This window comes from Mesorhizobium sp. W050 (genome assembly GCF_054719535.1).
Genome location: NZ_JBTTIH010000001.1, coordinates 378730 through 395064, shown reverse-complemented (window position 1 = coordinate 395064; position 16335 = coordinate 378730). Strand labels below are relative to the sequence as shown.

Sequence of the window (16335 nt, the reverse complement as noted above, 5' to 3'; positions counted from 1 at the left end):
CGGAATGCATGTGACGGCAGCTCTGTTCTTGTTCTAAATATCTGTTCTTGAATAACTCTCCGGCGAAAATTCCGTTAGCTTTCCCGAAGCCGTATGATAGCTTTCCGACTGAAGCTCAGCCGGGCGCGCGGCTTAAGGCCGGACAGCATCCCGGCCCATGGCAGCGGTCTGACGAATGCGACAGCGACGGTTGGCAATGGGCGGAAAGCCGAACGCCGACACTCGACGACAGACCGGCTGTTCCCTGAGCCGCCGAACCACATTGGATGATCCGATCTGCCAAGGTCATGACTTGGGACGGCGGCGGACGGATCCGACTGGAGAGAGACGATGACCTTCTTTTACATTGTCCTGGCGTTCCTTGTAGGTGTGTTGGTTGGCTGGTTTATCTGGGGCCGGCTGCGCGGCGAACTCGACAGCCTGCGCGGCGATCTCGACCGCACCCGCAGCGAGCGTGACAGACTGCGCGCCGACGCCGATCGCCTGACTGGCGAACTCGACGCCTGCGGCAAGACCCGCGCCGATCTCGAACGCCGGCTGCGTGAAACATCGGCTCCATCCGCCAAGCCTTCAAGTTCGGCGCCGGCGGCGCTGGTATCGAAACCGGCAAAGGCCAAGTCCGCCCCGGCCGCGAAACCGGCCCCCGCCAAACCCGCCGCGGCCAAACCAGCTGCGGCCAAATCCGCGGCCGCAAAACCAGCGGCCAGCAAACCTGCCGCCGCCAAGGCCGCGCCCAAAGCCGCTGCTTCAAAGCCCGCTGCCGTCCCGAAGAAGGCCGCCCCGGCAGCTGGGAAGGCCGATAATCTGCGCCGCCTGATCGGTATCGGCCCGGTCAACGACAAACTGCTCAAGGGCCTTGGCGTCACGACCTACGCGCAGATCGCCGGCTGGACCGCGGCCGACGTCAAGCGCATCGAGGACACGCTGAATTTCGACGGCCGCATCGCCCGCGAAAAGTGGGTCGAGCAGGCCAAGCTGCTTGCCACCGGCGACGAAAAGGAGTTCGCACGCCAATTCCCGAGCGCCGGGACCGCCAACAACAGCTGATCCGTCATCGGCAACATAACCAGAAGGCGGCGCTTTCGGGCGCCGTCTTTGTTTTTGCATTCGCCACTGTCTTTGCGCCCTGCGACGCCGCTCCCTCGATTGCACGCCGCCCGGCCCCCATATAGAGCGGTTCTGGCGTCATCGACCGCAGTACCCGAGCCCCATGCCCCTGCCCTCTGCCATTTTCCGCAACGATGAAAGCGGCCGTCAGTTGGTCTTCGACCACCCGGCCGACATCATCATTGCCTATGATGCCAAGGATTTTCTGCCGGCGCTGGCGGCTGCGCAGGCGGCGAGCGATGCCGGCAAATGGCTGGCCGGCTATTTCTCCTACGAAGCGGGCTATCTGCTCGAACCGAAACTCGTGCCGCTGCTGCCTGAAGGCCGGCGCGCGCCACTGGTTTGTCTGGGTGTCTTCGATGCTCCGGTCGAAGAGGCGATGCCGCGCAACGATGCGCCGGCCACCAATGGCCCCATCTTCGACGCCAGGGCCAGTTGGTCCGCTCAGGATTACGCCAAACGCTTCGCGCGCCTTCACGACCACATCCGCAAGGGCGACTGCTACCAAGGCAACCTGACCTTTCCGGTCCGTGCCCAATGGTCGGGCGATCCGGTTGCTGCCTTCGACGCACTGACAGGACGCCAGCCGGTCAAGTATGGCGCACTGATTTCGCTCGGCGATCCCATCGTCTTATCGCGTTCGCCCGAGCTGTTCTTCGAGATCAATGCCTTAGGCATGATCGAAACCCATCCGATGAAGGGCACCGCACCGCGCGGCGCGACCAAGGCCGAGGACGCGCGGTTGAAGTCCTTCTTGCGCAGCGACGAAAAGAACCAGGCCGAGAACCGGATGATCGTCGATCTCCTGCGCAATGACATCTCGCTGATCAGCGAGGTCGGCACGCTGGAAGTCCCGGAACTGTTCCGCATCGAGAGCTACCCGACCGTCCATCAGATGGTGAGCCGTGTGCGGGCGAAGCTTCTGCCTGATCTCGGCATCCGCCAAATCTTTGGCGCGCTGTTTCCCTGTGGCTCGATTACCGGCGCACCGAAAATCCGCGCCATGGAAATCCTGCACGAGCTGGAAGAGACACCGCGCGACGTCTATTGCGGCGCCATCGGCTGGATCGCGCCTGGCGGCATGATGCGCTTTTCGGTGGCGATCCGCACCATATCGCTCTTTTCCAGTGGCGAGGCCGTTTACAATGTCGGCGGCGGCGTCGTCTTCGATTCGACGGCGCAAGGGGAGTATCAGGAGTGTCTGCTGAAGGCGCGCTTCGCGACGGGGACACCGCCGATTTCGAGCTGATCGAGACGATGCGCTGGGAGCCCGGCCAGGGCTTTCTGCGCTTCGAACGCCATCTCGCACGCCTTTACGGCTCGGCGGAAGAACTCGGCTTTGCCTGCGATCCGCAGCGGATCGGCGAGGTGCTGGCGAATACTATCGGGGCGCAGCAGACGGCGCTGCGCACCCGGCTCGTCCTGCAGCGCAATGGCGAGGTGACGGCTTCTGTTCAGCCTTACGAGCCACTCGCCGCCGACAAGGTCTGGCGGCTGCGACTGGCGCGGGTCCGGCTCTCCTCCACCGACACGCTGCTGCGCCACAAGACCGGCCGGCGGCAAGTCTACACTCACGCCCGCTCCGAATATCTGATCACCCAGGCCGACGAAGTGTTGCTCGCAAATGAGCGCAGTGAAATCTGCGAAGGCACCATCACCAACGTCTTCGCCGATTTCGGTGATGGCATGCTGATGACACCCAGGCTCGACTGCGGCCTGCTGCCTGGCGTATTGCGCGCCGAGTTGCTGGACGAAGGCCGCGCCCAGGAGGCGATCTACAGCTATGACGAGTTGAAATCCGCCAAAACACTGTTCGTCGGCAATTCTCTGCGCGGCTTGATCCCGGCAACATTGGCCTGATACGAAGCGGCTGCGAGAATAACCGCCGGCATTGGACACTTTCTAGCGAAGCATGAATTCTCGTCAGCCCACGCACACGCCCTATGATGGCTCCTCAAAGCTCTTCACCATCGGGCTGAAGCCGCTCGAACTCGACAAGTGGATCGAGGTCGACCGGTATCTCTTCGACCATCTCGCCGAAAAGCGCCGGCTGTATGCCGAAATTCCCGACAAGGTGTTTGTCGAGGAAGACGGCACGCGCGACGCCCAGCGCGAAGTGGGCGGCCTCATCGAAGCACATCTGCTGTCGACATTTCCCGGGATGTACCGGCGCACCAATGCCGGGGTTGAGGTCATTGGCGCCAAAGCCGACTCTGACGCCACCTTCCCCGATGCCCCGCTGGTCGCAGCGTCGCTGCTCGTTCAGGAAGACCTGATCCTGATGCGCCGTGACGACACCGGCTGGCGGCTCGCCGCCGGCTCGCTGTGTTTCCCGTCATCCTGGTCGCTGGTCGAAAAATTCGGCCGGCCGCTGCAGCAGATCCACGCACCGGTGCCGGGCTTCGGTCCGGGCACCAGGCCGGCCGAGCTCATCAACCGCATGTTCGACGGCCTGCAGGGTCAGGCCGTCGAACGCTTCAACTGGTCGATCCAGGCCGGCGACGCGCTCTATCATCCGCTCTCCAATGTCGAGCGCATCGACCGTGCCACCAACCGCCCCTCGCGATTTCCCGACGGCGACGTCAACGCCCACGCCTTCATCCGCGTCGAGCGCCAGACGCTGCGCAAACTGCCTCTGTCGCGCGACATCCTGTTCACCATCCGCATCCATCTCGACCCGCTGAAAGTGCTGGCGCGGCATCCCGACCGGGCAACGCTTGCCGCCTCTTTCGCGGCGCAATTGCAGGCGCTGGATGAGGCTCAACTCGACTATAAGGGGATGACATCAGACCGTGACCGGCTGGTGCAACGCCTGCAAACCATGGCTCAGGAGTGACGATGATCCGACATGTTCTGAAGCTAGCCGTCCTGCTCGGTGCATTGCTGGCGTTGCCGGCAACAGCGCATGCGGAACCGGTGACCTATGCGGGGAAGCTCGGCAACATCGACATCGTCGTCGAGTTTACCGGTGATCCGGCGACGGCTGGAGAGGCACTGGCGGGCCGCTATTTCTACCGCTCCAAGGGCGTCGATATTCCTCTGCAGGCGAAGTCGAGCAAGGGCGCCACCTTTCAATTGGCCGAGGAAGAAGCCTGCGATGCCAAGAAGTGCGGCGACGGCCAGGCTCCACCCATCGGCGCCGTCTGGCGATTGAGTTCCGCCGACAATGGCAAGACGCTGGAAGGCACCTGGACGGCCAAAAAGACCCTGCCGCTGAAGCTGACAAGGATCGCCAGCCGTGCCCAGACGGAGACGCCGGCGACGACGCCACGCGATCTCTATGATTTCACCGACATGACATTCTCGGGTGACGATGCGCCGATCACCATGGCGGCATCGCCCTACGACTATCTCAAGCTGGATTTCGCGCCCGAGGCAGACGCCAAGGAAGGTTGGCCGGATGCAGCCTACAACTATGTCACCGATCCACGCACCAAATTCGCCAGGCCGCGCATCGTCGATCTCGCCGGCGGCGCGCCGATCGAAGCCGCCAATGCCTTGCTGCAGAACCGCCATTGGCATGACAGCCTCAGCGCCTTGACGTGCGCGGCGCTGCAATACGCCGGCTTCCACGATGGACCACCGATGGAGGGCATGGATGACGATTCGCTTGGCGGCTATGAAGACTCGACGTTCAAAGTTACGTCATTGACGCCGAAGCTGATGAGTTGGTCCGAATCCGGCAGCCTCTATTGCGGCGGTGCGCATCCGAACAACTATTCCGACGCCTATGTCATGGACGTGCGCCGTGGCGCCTTGCTTACCCTTCAGGACATGTTTTCCGATACGGTCGACGGCAAGCCAGGCCCCTCGCTGGCCACCTTCGTCAAAGAGAAGCGCAAGAAGCCCAGCGACCAGACCGAGGTGGATTACGAGGCCGAATGCGGCATCGACGATTTGATCGGCGACTTTCTCGGCGCCAGCCTGAAGCGCGATGGCGACAGGCAGGTTCTGGTCTTCGGCCTGCAAGGTTTGCCCAACGTCATCCAGGCTTGCGGCGGCGATCTCGTTGAAATGCCGGTCTCCGAAGCACAAGCGCTGTTCACACCGGAATTCGCGAAACTGCTCGAACCGTAGGCGTATCTGCGCGGCCGGGAACTAACCTTATCCCTGCTTTTCGCTTTATTGTGACAATGATCTATGGTTTGTCGCGCGGCGGTCGAACGGCCGTTTTGGCGCGTTGCTTGAAGGAGTGCTCGATAAAATGGCGAATGAAAACTGGCCCGTTTACGGTGAAATCACCGGCCCTGTCGTGATGATCGGCTTTGGTTCGATCGGACGGGGAACGCTGCCTCTGATCAAGCGCCATTTCAAATTCGACAAGTCGCGCATGACGGTCATCGACCCGCTCGACACCGACCGCAAGCTGCTCGACGAGCGCGGCATCGCCTTCGTCCAGGAGCACGTGACCGAGAAAAACTACAAGAAACTGCTGACGCCGCTTTTGACCAATGGTGGCGGCCAGGGCTTTTGCATCAATCTGTCGGTCGATACCGGCTCGGTCGACCTGATGCGGCTCTGCCGCAAGCTCGGCGTGCTCTACATCGACACCGTCGTCGAGCCGTGGCTCGGCTTCTATTTCGACGCCAAGGCCGACAATGCCAGCCGCACCAACTACGCGCTGCGCGAAGCCTTGATCAAGGAGAAGCACGACAAGCCCGGCGGCGCTACCGCGGTTTCGACCTGTGGCGCCAATCCGGGCATGGTCTCGTGGTTCGTCAAGCAGGCGCTGCTGAACCTTGCCGGCGACCTCGGCCTCGAGTTTTCCGAACCCGCGCAGGACGACCGTGACGGCTGGGCGAAGCTGATGAAGAAGGCCGGCGTCAAGGGCATCCACATCGCCGAGCGCGACACCCAGCGCACCAAGAAGCCGAAGCCGATGAACGTGTTCTGGAACACCTGGTCGGTCGAAGGTTTCATCTCGGAAGGGCTGCAGCCGGCCGAGCTCGGCTGGGGCACGCATGAGAGATGGATGCCGAAGAACGGCAAGGAGCACAAGCATGGCTCCAAGGCTGCGATCTATCTCGAACAGCCCGGCGCCAACACCCGCGTGCGCTCCTGGTGCCCGACGCCGGGCGCGCAATACGGTTTCCTGGTGACGCATAATGAGGCGATCTCGATCGCCGACTTCTTCACCGTGCGCGGTAAGAAGGGCAAGGTCCAATACCGCCCGACCTGCCACTATGCCTATCACCCCTGCAACGACGCCGTGTTGTCACTCCACGAAATGTTCGGCGCTGCCGGCAAGCCGCAGCCGGTCCACCATGTGCTCGACGAAAACGAGCTGGTCGACGGCGTCGACGAGCTTGGCGTGCTGCTCTACGGCCATGCCAAGAACGCCTACTGGTACGGTTCGCAGCTGTCGCTGGCCGAAGCCCGCAAGCTGGCGCCCTACCAGAACGCTACCGGCATGCAGGTCACCTCGGCCGTGCTCGCCGGCATGGTCTGGGCGCTGGAAAACCCGGAAGCCGGCATCGTCGAGGCCGACGAGATGGACTACAAGCGCTGCCTAGAAGTGCAGTCCCAGTATCTCGGACCGGTCAAGGGCTACTACACCGACTGGACGCCGCTCGATAACCGTCCGGGCCTGTTTCCCGAAGACCTCGACAAAAGCGACCCGTGGCAATTCCGCAACATCCTCGTTCGATAGCGGTTCCATACCCCTGCCTCACTGCCTTGCAATCGCCCGGAAATCGGGCGATTGAAGGATGCGGACGAGAGCAGTGTGCATCCATTTGGACGCACGAGGGACGGCTCTGGAAACTTGAGGCCACGCACATCGTGTTCCCCAAAACGTCGTTTGACGATTGGGCCGATGCGTCAGGAGAGGATTTGATATGACGATTGCGCGCAAAATTCTTTCTGCGGGCGCGGCGGGCGTTCTTGCGACGATGCTTGCCGCCTGCACCACCGGCGGCTCCGACGGGCCACCGATCTCAGCGCAGGCGCGAGGCGTCGAAGGCTCATGGCTGAACGCCGAAGGCAAGGCGGTCTCGACATTGAACGGCGGCGTCTTCACCACCGTTTCGGCGGAGACCGGTGAGAAATTCGCTGACGGCAGCTACACCAAGACCGGCGCCACCTCGGTCGAGATCAACGGAACCTCGCTGATCCGGCAGCAGCCAATCGCTTTCAACTGCCTGCTGGTGTCCATAAACCAGCTGAATTGCACCAGCTCCGCCGGGCAGAACTTCGTGCTGACCAGGCGTGGCTGAACCTTTCCCATGCGGCTTTGCGGATGGCGGCGGCGCGATGCCGCCGCCTTTTTTATGCCGGCAAACCGATGCCGGTTATCCGCCCTGATTCTTCTTGCATCGCCACAACCGCGATGTGAACATACCCGAAATGCTGGCTGTTATCCTGCAGTCGGGCAAGAGCGTTAAACGCCTTTGATCATATCCGGGAGACGAAGATGAAGAAGCTCGCCGCCATTGCCGCCCTCTCTGCCTCGACACTCGGCCTGTCGGCCGCACCATCCTTTGCCGACTACACGTTGAACATCCTGCATTTCAACGATTGGCACAGCCGCATCGAAGGCAACAACAAATACGAGTCGACCTGCTCGGCCGAGGAAGAGACCAAGGGTGAGTGCATCGGCGGCGCCGGCCGGCTGGTCACCGCGATCGCACAGGAGCGCAAGAAGCTCGAAGGCCAGAACGTGCTGCTGCTCAATGCCGGCGACAGCTTTCAGGGATCGCTGTTCTACATCACCTACAAGGGCACGGCGGAGGAGGAATTCCTCAATCAGATCAAGTCCGACGCGGTGACGCTCGGCAACCACGAATTCGACGATGGCGAGAGCGCGCTGGTGCCTTATCTCGACAAGGCGAAGTTCCCGATCGTCAGCGCCAATGTCGTGCCCAACGACAAGTCCGGCGCCGCAGGCAAGATCAAGCCGTCGATTGTGCTTGAGGTCGGCGGCCAGAAGATCGGCATTGTCGGCGCCGTGACCAACGACACGCCGGAACTCGCCTCTCCCGGCCCCAACATCACCATCGCCGACGATGTCAAGTCGATCACCGCCGAGGTCGAGAAGCTGAAGGCGCAAGGCGTCAACAAGATCATTGCCGTCACCCATATCGGCTACAGGCGCGAGCGCGATGTCATCGCCAAGATCCTGGGCATCGATGTGGTGGTCGGCGGCCACAGCCATTCGCTTCTGTCCAACACCGACCCGAAGGCTGAAGGCCCCTACCCGACGATGGTCGACAACCCCGACGGCTCCAAGGTGCCTGTGGTGCAGGCCGCGTCCTATTCGAAATATCTCGGCGAATTCAAGGTCGTGTTCGACGACAATGGCAACGTCAAGGAAGCCAGCGGCGACCCGATCTTCCTCGACAAGTCGATCACTCCCGATCCGGCCGTTCTTGCCCGCATCAAGGAGCTCGGCGCGCCGATCGAGGCGCTGAAGAACAAGGAAGTGGCCGAGACCACCGAGGCCATCGACGGCAGCCGCGAAAGCTGCCGCACCAAGGAATGCGCGATGGGCAACCTCGTCTCCGACGCCATCCTCGACCGCGTCAAGGGACAGGGCGTCGAGATCGTCGTCTCGAATGGCGGCGGCCTGCGTGCTTCGATCGACAAGGGCACCGTCACCATGGGCGAGGTGCTGACCGTGCTGCCGTTCCAGAACACGCTGGCGACCTTCCAGATTTCCGGAAAGGATCTGGTTGCCGGGCTGGAAAACGGCGTCAGCCAGGTCGAGGACGGCGGCGGCCGCTTCCCGCAGGTGGCAGGTCTCAAATACTCCTTCGACAAGTCGGTCGCGCCCAATGCCGGCCGAGTCAAGTCGGTCGAGGTGATGCAGAACGGTGCCTGGGCGCCGATCAATCCGGACAAGGACTATCTGGTCGCCACCAACAATTACGTCCGCCAGGGCGGCGACGGCTACAAGGTCTTCGCCGAGAAGGCCAAGAACGCCTATGATTACGGCCCGGGCCTCGAACAGGTGGTCGCCGACTATCTCGCCGCGCACCGGCCCTACACGCCCAAGCTCGACGGCCGCATCACCGAGGTTGCCGCAACCGTAGCGGCTGCCCCGGCCGCCGAGCCGGCAAAACCAGCCGAACCGGCACCTGCTCCAGCGGAACCGGCAAAACCGGCCGAGGCTGCACCGGCGGAGCCGGCGATTCCCGCATTGCCGGCAGGCTCCGGCGACATCACCACCACGCCGCCGACTGTCCCGGCGGAAACCGCCCCGGCAACGCCGGCTCCGGCCGAACCGGCAAAACCGGCCGAAGCCGCACCTGCTCCGGCAAAGCCGGCTGACGCCGCCCCGGCCGAAGCCAGCCATGTCATCGTCGCCGGCGATACCTATTGGGATCTCGCCAAGAAGGCCTACGGCGACGGCGCCAAGTGGAAGGTGATCTCCGAGGCCAACAAAGGCTACGAACCACGCCGGCTTCCTGTCGGCGCGACCTTGACCATTCCGGCGAAGTAACCTCGCTTCGCACTCACGACCAGCAAAACCCGTCCGGGTAACCGGACGGGTTTTTGGCTTTCAAGGTAAGGTGCGGCCAGACGCAGCATTGAAAACTTGCTCCGCATCGCTAGGTTCGCCCGACATCGTCGGTTTTCGCGGTGTCGGGAGACCTTCATGACGCTTTCCACGCCTGTCGACCCCAAAGCCGCGAAAGCGCTCGACCCGCTACCGGCCGGACATCCGCCGGTAAAGGCAGGCAAGATCGGCGTCATGCTGGTCAATCTCGGCACGCCGGACGGCACCGATTTCAAGCCGATGTGGCGCTATCTCCGCGAATTCCTGTCCGATCCGCGGGTCATCGAGCTCAACAAGGCCGTCTGGTATCCGATCCTCTACGGCTTGGTGCTGACCACGAGACCGAACAAGTCCGGCGCCAATTACGCCAGGATATGGAACCGCGAGAGGAACGAGTCGCCGCTGCGCACCTACACCCGGGCGCAGGGCGAAAAGCTGGCCGCAGCGCTCATCGACCTACCCGATGTCGTGGTCGACTGGGCGATGCGCTACGGCAACCCCTCGACCGCGAGCGTCGCGCAAAGGCTGGTCGAGCAAGGCTGCGACCGCATCCTGTCGTTCCCACTCTACCCGCAATACTCCGCGACCACCACCGCGACCGCCAACGACCAGCTGTTTCGCGCCTTGATGAAGATGCGCCGCGCGCCTGCCGTGCGCAGTGTTCCGCCCTACTATGACGAGCCGGTCTACATCGAGGCGCTCGCCCATTCGATCGAACGGCATCTGGCAACGCTAGACTTCGAGCCCGAGGTGGTCATCACCTCCTATCACGGCATCCCGAAGCCCTATTTCGAGAAGGGCGATCCCTATCACTGCCACTGCCAGAAGACGACACGGCTGTTGCGTGAACGACTGGGGTGGGATGAAAAGAAGCTGATCATCACCTTCCAGTCGCGCTTCGGCGCCCAGGAATGGCTGCAGCCCTACACCGACAAGACGGTCGAGAAACTGGCGAAGGACGGCGTGAAATCGATCGCCATCGTCAACCCAGGCTTTTCCGTCGACTGCATCGAGACGCTGGACGAAATCGGCCGCGAGGCGGCCGAGACCTTCCATCACGCCGGCGGCGAGAAATTCGCCCACATCCCGTGCCTCAACGACAGTGCAGAAGGCATGGCGGTGATCGAGGCGATGGTGCGGCGCGAGCTGTCGGGCTGGGTCTGAGGCCGCCACGTTGCGGCGATCGATCGCCGCAGTTGCGCTATTCCATGCACTAATAATCAACGATCACCTGATTGTAACATTATTGAAACACACCTAAGTGTTTGGTGAAGTCGGTTGCATGGAATCAACGCCATGGCCGGCATCTGAGGGAGATTCAAATGGACTTCAGTGGTTTCGGTATTGCGATTGGTGCGCTTGCCTTTCTGGTATTGGTGCTTCTTATCAAAGGCATCCGGACAATCCCGCAAGGCTATAATTATACGGTGGAGCGCTTTGGTCGTTACACCAAAACACTAAGCCCCGGCCTCAACCTCATCGTGCCGTTCGTCGACCGAATCGGCGCCAAGATGAACATGATGGAGCAGGTGCTCGACGTTCCGAGCCAGGAAATCATCACGCGCGACAACGCCATTGTCGGCGTCGACGGCATCGCCTTCTACCAGATCCTCAATGCGGCGCAGGCCGCCTACCAGGTCGCCGGCCTGGAGAACGCCATTCTCAATTTGACGATGACCAACATCCGTACCGTCATGGGCTCGATGGACCTCGACGAATTGCTGTCGAACCGCGACGCCATCAACGAGCGCCTGCTGCGCGTCGTCGACGAAGCGGCCCATCCGTGGGGCATCAAGATCACCCGCGTCGAGATCAAGGATATCAATCCGCCGGCCAACCTCATCGAATCGATGGGTCGTCAGATGACGGCTGAACGTAACAAGCGTGCGCAGATCCTCGCCGCCGAAGGCCTCAAGCAGTCGCAGATCCTCGAGGCCGAAGGCCGCAAGGAAGCCGCCTTCCGCGACGCCGAGGCGCGCGAACGCTCGGCCGAGGCCGAAGCGCGAGCCACCCAGGTTGTATCGGAAGCCATCTCCAAGGGCGACGTGCAGGCACTCAACTACTTCGTGGCGCTCAAATACACCGAAGCGATGGGCAAGATCGGCACCGCCAACAACAGCAAGGTCGTGCTGATGCCGATGGAAGCCTCGGCGCTGATCGGCACGCTCGGCGGCATAAGCGAGATCGCCAGGGAGGTGTTCCGCAGCGAAGGCACCGCCGGCGCCGCCAGGCAGGCCGCCCGCCCTCCGGTGGTTCGCCCAAGCGAGAATTGAGGCTAGCTGAGCACTGAGATCAGGAGCGCACTCCCATGTTCGACCGCATCATTTCCGAACTTGGTCCGTGGAACTGGATGGTTCTGGGCTTCGTCCTCCTGGTGATGGAGGTCATCGCGCCAGGAATATTCATGCTGTGGATCGGCATCGCCGCATTGGTGATCGGTGTGATTTCCCTGCTCGTCTGGGACGCAAGCTTCTGGGCCTGGGAAGTCCAGGTCCTCGCCTTCCTGGCCCTGTCGCTGGTCTCGGCCTTTGCCGGAAAGAAGCTGGTTGGTGGGCGTAATACCCCTAGCGACCAGCCGCTGCTCAACCGGCGCGGCGCGCAGTTGGTCGGCAGGATGGCAACGCTGGCCGAGCCGATCAAGGACGGTCGCGGCCGCATCAAACTCGGCGACACACTGTGGCGCGTCTCCGGTCCCGACCTGCCGGCCGGCACGCAGGTGCGCGTCGTCAGTTCGGCCGACACCGATCTGGAACTGACCGTCGAGGCAGTTTGACATTTCGAAAGCGCATGGCGCTTTCGATCCGGAAAATCAGGCCGCGTCGCCTAGGGCTTCCCGAACGCGACGCGTCCTTTGATTTTTTCAGGCGGCGCCGATGCGCAGCAGGTCGTGCAGATGAACCAGTCCCACGAGCCGCCTGCCTTCGACCACCATCAGGCTCGTAATGGCCGAATTGTTGATAATCTGCAGCGCCGTCGCCACCAGCGTGTCCGGTGTGGCCGTCTTCGGCTTTTTCGTCATCACCTGATCGACGCTCATTTCCATGAGATTGCTGCCGATGTGACGCCTGATGTCGCCATCGGTGATGATGCCCACCAACGCGCCATCCGCCGTCGCGATCGCCACGCAGCCGAAGCCCTTGTTCGACAATTCGAGGATCGCCTCGCGCATGCCCGTGCCGGAAGCCACCAGCGGCAGCCTTTCGCCGACATGCATGATCTCGTGGATCTGCGTGAGATTGGCGCCGAGCTGGCCGCCGGGGTGGAACGTGCGGAAATGGTCGGGCGTGAAGCCGCGCGCTTCGAGCAGCGCTATGGCCAGCGCATCGCCGACCACCAGTTGCAGCAGGGTCGATGTCGTCGGCGCCAGACCGTGCGGGCAGGCTTCCGGCGCGGACGGCAGGAGCACCACCACGTCGGCCGCGCGCGCCAGCGCCGAGGCCGCGCCCGCGGTAATCGCAATCAGCGGGATCGAGAAGCGCCTGGAATAGGCGACGATGCCCATCAATTCTTTGCTCTCGCCGGACCATGACATGGCGATGATGGCATCGTCTCTGGCGATCATGCCAAGGTCGCCATGATTGGCCTCCGCCGGATGGACGAAGAAGGCAGGCGTGCCGGTCGAAGCCAGACTAGCCGCGATCTTAGTGCCGATATGGCCGCTTTTGCCGACGCCGGTGACTATGACGCGGCCATTGATGCGCGACACCATGTCGACGGCGCGGGCGAAAGGTTCGGCCAGTTCGTTCTCCAGCGCGGCGGCCAATGCCGCCACGCCGGCCTGTTCCGTGGCTACCGTTCTCAGCGCCGAGGCGATCGAAGCCTCCAAAGGCTTCTTTTCTTGGGATCCCGCATGCATGGCTGATGCGATTAGCGCTTTGCCGTTCGCCTGTCCAACAGAATTGCCGTCCAGCCATGTCCGACAGGCCGCCCTTCAACCCTCCGTTAACCATCCCCGTTTACGGTTCGGTAAGTATGGCGCGCTTGCGCCGCGCAAGCAGTGGTGACGATGTCGCGGGCCCAGCCTCAAGAGAAAAAAGGTCGAACGGGCAGAGCCTTTTGCGCTCTGCTTCTGGCGACGAGCGTGCTCGCTTTGCTGCGGCCAACTGCGCTTCATGCCCAGGAGACGGAGCTGCGCGGTGAAGTTTCGGAATCGGCGATCCTGTCCGACCAGCAGCGCCGGGCCAGGCAATTGAGCAAGGCCAACACGCAGGTCAAGCCCGCCCCTGCCGACACCGCCCCCACGGGAAACACGCCAACCGCCTATGTGCCGGCCAGCGATGGCGCCTTGCCTGACGACACCGACCCGTCACAGGCCGGCGCAAACAGCATTTTCGACCCGCCGGCGACCATCGACAATTCGTTCGCCGACAAGCCGCCAACCGTCCAGCCACGCCGTCTGTCGACGGCAAAGCAACGCGCCGCCGCGGATGCAGACAAGGCCAAGGACAAAACCAAGGCTGCCGACAAGAAGAAGCCTGGCAAAGCCACGGACCAGACCACCACCGGAACGACCCCGGACGGCACTGCGGCAGGCGACGCCGATCAGGACACAGCTAACCGCCGTGTCCTCACCGTCGACGGCGTCGACCGACGAAAGCTCGACCCCGGCGCCGAGCGCACCAACGCCATCGAGGGCCAGAAGAAGAAGCTCGAGGACGACCCGTACGCGGCAACCGGCATCAAGGTCGGCTCGTTCCTGCTGCGGCCGACGCTCGAGCAGGGCGTTGCCGTCACGTCGAACGCCGATTCCAGCGCTGGCGGCAAGTCGGCGGTGCTGTCCGAAACGGCGCTGCGTTTCTCCGCCGCCTCCGATTGGCGCGAGAATTCGGCGGTCATCGACGGCTACGGCAATTTCCGCAACACCATTTCGGGCCAGAAGATCAATGAGGCACGCGGCCGTATCCAAGGCACGTACAATGTCGACCTCGACAATGAACTGCGCGCCATCGCCAAGCTCGGCTACGAGATTGCGCCGGAATCGGCCTCCGCGCCCGACGCCATTGCCGGCGTCAAATCGCAGCCGATCCGCCAGACGGTCGACGGCAGCCTCGGCGTCGAGAAGGACGTTGGCAAGATGCGCTTTGCGCTGACCGGCGCAGTCACCCACGACATCTATGGCGATGCCGAACTTACCGATGGCACCTCGCTGTCGCAGAAGGACCAGGACAACACGCTCTACACCGCAACGTTGCGGACTGGCTATGAAATTTCCCCGGCTCTGACGCCCTTTGCCGAGATTGAGCTCGGCCGCCGGGTATATGACCAACGGATCGACAACAAGGGCTTCGAGCGCTCTTCGACCCGGCTTGGCGCACGCGCCGGTATCGAAGTCGACATGGGCGAGAAGCTCAAAGGTGAGTTCTCGGCCGGCTGGCTGCGGGAAGCGATCGACGACAAGAACCTGGAGGCGATTTCGGGAGCCACCATCAATGCCGACCTCAAATGGTCGCCCGAGCGCGGCACCATCATCGGCCTCACCGGGCGAACCACGGTCGAAGGCACGACGAATGCCGGTGAGAGCGGCGACATCCTCTATTCCGGCCGCCTCACCGGCGAGCGGCAGATCCGCGCCGACCTGACCGGCAACGCAGCCCTTGGGCTCGACTGGCGCAATTACACCGGCTCCGACGGCCATGACATGACGCTGAGTGCAGAGGCCGGGCTGACCTGGTGGCTGAACCGCTATGTCGGCCTCACCAGCCGCGCCCGCACCGAAAAGCTGACCAGCAATCTGCCCGGGCGCAACTACACCGCCAACAGCATCTATTTGGGGCTGAAGCTGCAGCGGTAGCTAAAAAGCAGCGCCGCGACGCTCGGACGGCTTCATCTCATCGAGCAGCGTGCGGATGACGCCGGCCATGTTCTCGTTCATGTCGCTGCGCCACAGCGCGAAAGCGACATTGGCCTCGACGAAGCCTTCCGGCGAGCCGCAATCGAAGGTGCGGCCCTGAAAGTGGTAGCCAAAGAAGGGCTGCTGCTTTTCCAGCTTCAGCATCGCGTCGGTGAGCTGGATCTCGTTGCCGGCGCCCTTTTCCTGGCTTTCCAGGATCTTGAAAATCTCGGGCTGCAGGATGTAGCGGCCGTTGATGTAGAGATTGGACGGCGCGGTGCCGGTCTTCGGCTTTTCGACCATCTCGGTGATGCGGAAGCCGTGATGCGTGTCCTCGCCCCGGCCGACAATGCCATATTTGTGGGTTTCGGCCGGATCGCATTCCTGCACGGCGATGATGTTGTTGCCCGTCTCCTCGTAGAGCTCGACCATGGCCTTCGTGCAGCTCTTCTCCGACTGCATGATCATGTCGGGCAGCAACAGCGCGAAGGGTTCGTCGCCGACCAGTTCGCGGGCGCACCAGACGGCGTGGCCGAGCCCCATCGGCACCTGCTGGCGGGTGAACGAGGTCTGCCCCGGCGCCGGCTGCAGCCGCTGCAAGCGGGCCAGCTGATCGTCCTTGCCGCGCTGTGCCAGCGTATCATAGAGCTCGAACTGGATATCGAAATGGTCTTCTATGACCGCCTTGTTGCGGCCGGTGACGAAGATGAAATGTTCGATGCCGGCCTCGCGCGCCTCATCGACGACATACTGGATGACCGGCCGGTCGACGACGGTCAGCATCTCCTTGGGAATGGCCTTGGTAGCCGGGAGAAACCGTGTGCCGAGACCGGCGACCGGGAAAACTGCCTTGCGAACTCGCTTCATGCGTCAATTATCCGTTTGAGGGCGTGCCCGGCAA

14 protein-coding genes are annotated in these 16335 nt (G+C 62.7%); 12 read left to right on the top strand and 2 right to left on the bottom strand.

The genetic code is table 11. The features are described from left to right. Positions 1–330 precede the first annotated feature (330 nt). The 11 genes from ACYG9Y_RS01845 (at position 331) to ACYG9Y_RS01795 (ending at position 12377) form a co-directional block, all read left to right on the top strand. Positions 331–1047 (top strand): NADH:quinone oxidoreductase, encoded by a 717-nt coding sequence (locus ACYG9Y_RS01845; protein WP_023737650.1) that lies wholly within the window; start codon positions 331–333, stop codon positions 1045–1047. Between the two features lie 163 nt (positions 1048–1210). After that, positions 1211–2356: an aminodeoxychorismate synthase component I gene (locus ACYG9Y_RS01840; RefSeq protein ID WP_023737649.1), complete on the top strand. Its 1146-nt coding sequence runs from the start codon at positions 1211–1213 to the stop codon at positions 2354–2356. Continuing rightward, positions 2305–2967 carry an aminotransferase class IV family protein gene (locus ACYG9Y_RS01835; RefSeq protein WP_031253204.1) on the top strand — a complete coding sequence of 221 codons (663 nt, stop codon included), beginning with the start codon at positions 2305–2307 and terminating at the stop codon, positions 2965–2967. Before ACYG9Y_RS01840 ends, ACYG9Y_RS01835 begins: the two co-directional genes overlap by 52 nt. A gap of 52 nt (positions 2968–3019) precedes the next feature. Next, positions 3020–3943: a heme-dependent oxidative N-demethylase family protein gene (locus ACYG9Y_RS01830; RefSeq protein WP_023737647.1), complete on the top strand. Its 924-nt coding sequence runs from the start codon at positions 3020–3022 to the stop codon at positions 3941–3943. 2 nt (positions 3944–3945) lie between these two features. Then, a complete protein-coding gene (locus ACYG9Y_RS01825) occupies positions 3946–5184 on the top strand; it encodes a hypothetical protein (protein ID WP_023737646.1) in 1239 nt (412 codons plus the stop codon). 127 nt (positions 5185–5311) lie between these two features. Then, positions 5312–6757 (top strand): homospermidine synthase, encoded by a 1446-nt coding sequence (locus ACYG9Y_RS01820; RefSeq protein WP_023737645.1) that lies wholly within the window; start codon positions 5312–5314, stop codon positions 6755–6757. 187 nt (positions 6758–6944) lie between these two features. Continuing rightward, a complete protein-coding gene (locus tag ACYG9Y_RS01815) occupies positions 6945–7322 on the top strand; it encodes a hypothetical protein (RefSeq protein WP_023735034.1) in 378 nt (125 codons plus the stop codon). 197 nt (positions 7323–7519) lie between these two features. Beyond that, positions 7520–9547: a bifunctional metallophosphatase/5'-nucleotidase gene (locus tag ACYG9Y_RS01810; protein WP_023737644.1), complete on the top strand. Its 2028-nt coding sequence runs from the start codon at positions 7520–7522 to the stop codon at positions 9545–9547. 156 nt (positions 9548–9703) lie between these two features. After that, the gene (hemH, locus tag ACYG9Y_RS01805; RefSeq protein WP_023735036.1) at positions 9704–10768 is read left to right on the top strand and encodes a ferrochelatase; all 1065 of its coding nucleotides are present in this window, start codon (positions 9704–9706) and stop codon (positions 10766–10768) included. A 158-nt stretch (positions 10769–10926) separates the two neighbouring features. Next, positions 10927–11877: an SPFH domain-containing protein gene (locus ACYG9Y_RS01800; RefSeq protein WP_023671952.1), complete on the top strand. Its 951-nt coding sequence runs from the start codon at positions 10927–10929 to the stop codon at positions 11875–11877. A gap of 35 nt (positions 11878–11912) precedes the next feature. After that, positions 11913–12377, top strand: a complete 465-nt coding sequence (locus ACYG9Y_RS01795; RefSeq protein WP_023671953.1) for an NfeD family protein — start codon at positions 11913–11915, stop codon at positions 12375–12377. A gap of 87 nt (positions 12378–12464) precedes the next feature. Here the strand turns inward: ACYG9Y_RS01795 and ACYG9Y_RS01790 are convergent, their stop codons facing one another. Next, positions 12465–13460, bottom strand: a complete 996-nt coding sequence (locus ACYG9Y_RS01790) for a KpsF/GutQ family sugar-phosphate isomerase (protein WP_023683246.1) — start codon at positions 13458–13460, stop codon at positions 12465–12467. Between the two features lie 150 nt (positions 13461–13610). Between ACYG9Y_RS01790 and ACYG9Y_RS01785 the strand changes: the two genes are divergently transcribed. Next, the gene (locus ACYG9Y_RS01785) at positions 13611–15395 is read left to right on the top strand and encodes an outer membrane beta-barrel protein (protein WP_460223098.1); all 1785 of its coding nucleotides are present in this window, start codon (positions 13611–13613) and stop codon (positions 15393–15395) included. Here ACYG9Y_RS01785 and galU read toward each other — a convergent pair whose 3' ends face one another. After that, the gene (galU, locus tag ACYG9Y_RS01780) at positions 15396–16301 is read right to left on the bottom strand and encodes a UTP--glucose-1-phosphate uridylyltransferase GalU (protein ID WP_023671956.1); all 906 of its coding nucleotides are present in this window, start codon (positions 16299–16301) and stop codon (positions 15396–15398) included. Positions 16302–16335: the final 34 nt, after the last annotated feature.

Excerpts from the sequence above, each read along its gene's own strand:
- hemH (WP_023735036.1), top strand. The coding sequence starts at position 9,704 with ATGACGCTTTCCACGCCTGTCGACCCCAAAGCCGCGAAAGCGCTCGAC.
- ACYG9Y_RS01825 (WP_023737646.1), top strand. The coding sequence starts at position 3,946 with ATGATCCGACATGTTCTGAAGCTAGCCGTCCTGCTCGGTGCATTGCTG.
- ACYG9Y_RS01840 (WP_023737649.1), top strand. The coding sequence starts at position 1,211 with ATGCCCCTGCCCTCTGCCATTTTCCGCAACGATGAAAGCGGCCGTCAG.
- ACYG9Y_RS01800 (WP_023671952.1), top strand. The coding sequence starts at position 10,927 with ATGGACTTCAGTGGTTTCGGTATTGCGATTGGTGCGCTTGCCTTTCTG.
- ACYG9Y_RS01810 (WP_023737644.1), top strand. The coding sequence starts at position 7,520 with ATGAAGAAGCTCGCCGCCATTGCCGCCCTCTCTGCCTCGACACTCGGC.
- ACYG9Y_RS01815 (WP_023735034.1), top strand. The coding sequence starts at position 6,945 with ATGACGATTGCGCGCAAAATTCTTTCTGCGGGCGCGGCGGGCGTTCTT.
- galU (WP_023671956.1), bottom strand. The coding sequence starts at position 16,301 with ATGAAGCGAGTTCGCAAGGCAGTTTTCCCGGTCGCCGGTCTCGGCACA.
- ACYG9Y_RS01785 (WP_460223098.1), top strand. The coding sequence starts at position 13,611 with ATGTCGCGGGCCCAGCCTCAAGAGAAAAAAGGTCGAACGGGCAGAGCC.
- ACYG9Y_RS01790 (WP_023683246.1), bottom strand. The coding sequence starts at position 13,460 with ATGCATGCGGGATCCCAAGAAAAGAAGCCTTTGGAGGCTTCGATCGCC.
- ACYG9Y_RS01795 (WP_023671953.1), top strand. The coding sequence starts at position 11,913 with ATGTTCGACCGCATCATTTCCGAACTTGGTCCGTGGAACTGGATGGTT.
- ACYG9Y_RS01830 (WP_023737647.1), top strand. The coding sequence starts at position 3,020 with ATGAATTCTCGTCAGCCCACGCACACGCCCTATGATGGCTCCTCAAAG.
- ACYG9Y_RS01820 (WP_023737645.1), top strand. The coding sequence starts at position 5,312 with ATGGCGAATGAAAACTGGCCCGTTTACGGTGAAATCACCGGCCCTGTC.
- ACYG9Y_RS01845 (WP_023737650.1), top strand. The coding sequence starts at position 331 with ATGACCTTCTTTTACATTGTCCTGGCGTTCCTTGTAGGTGTGTTGGTT.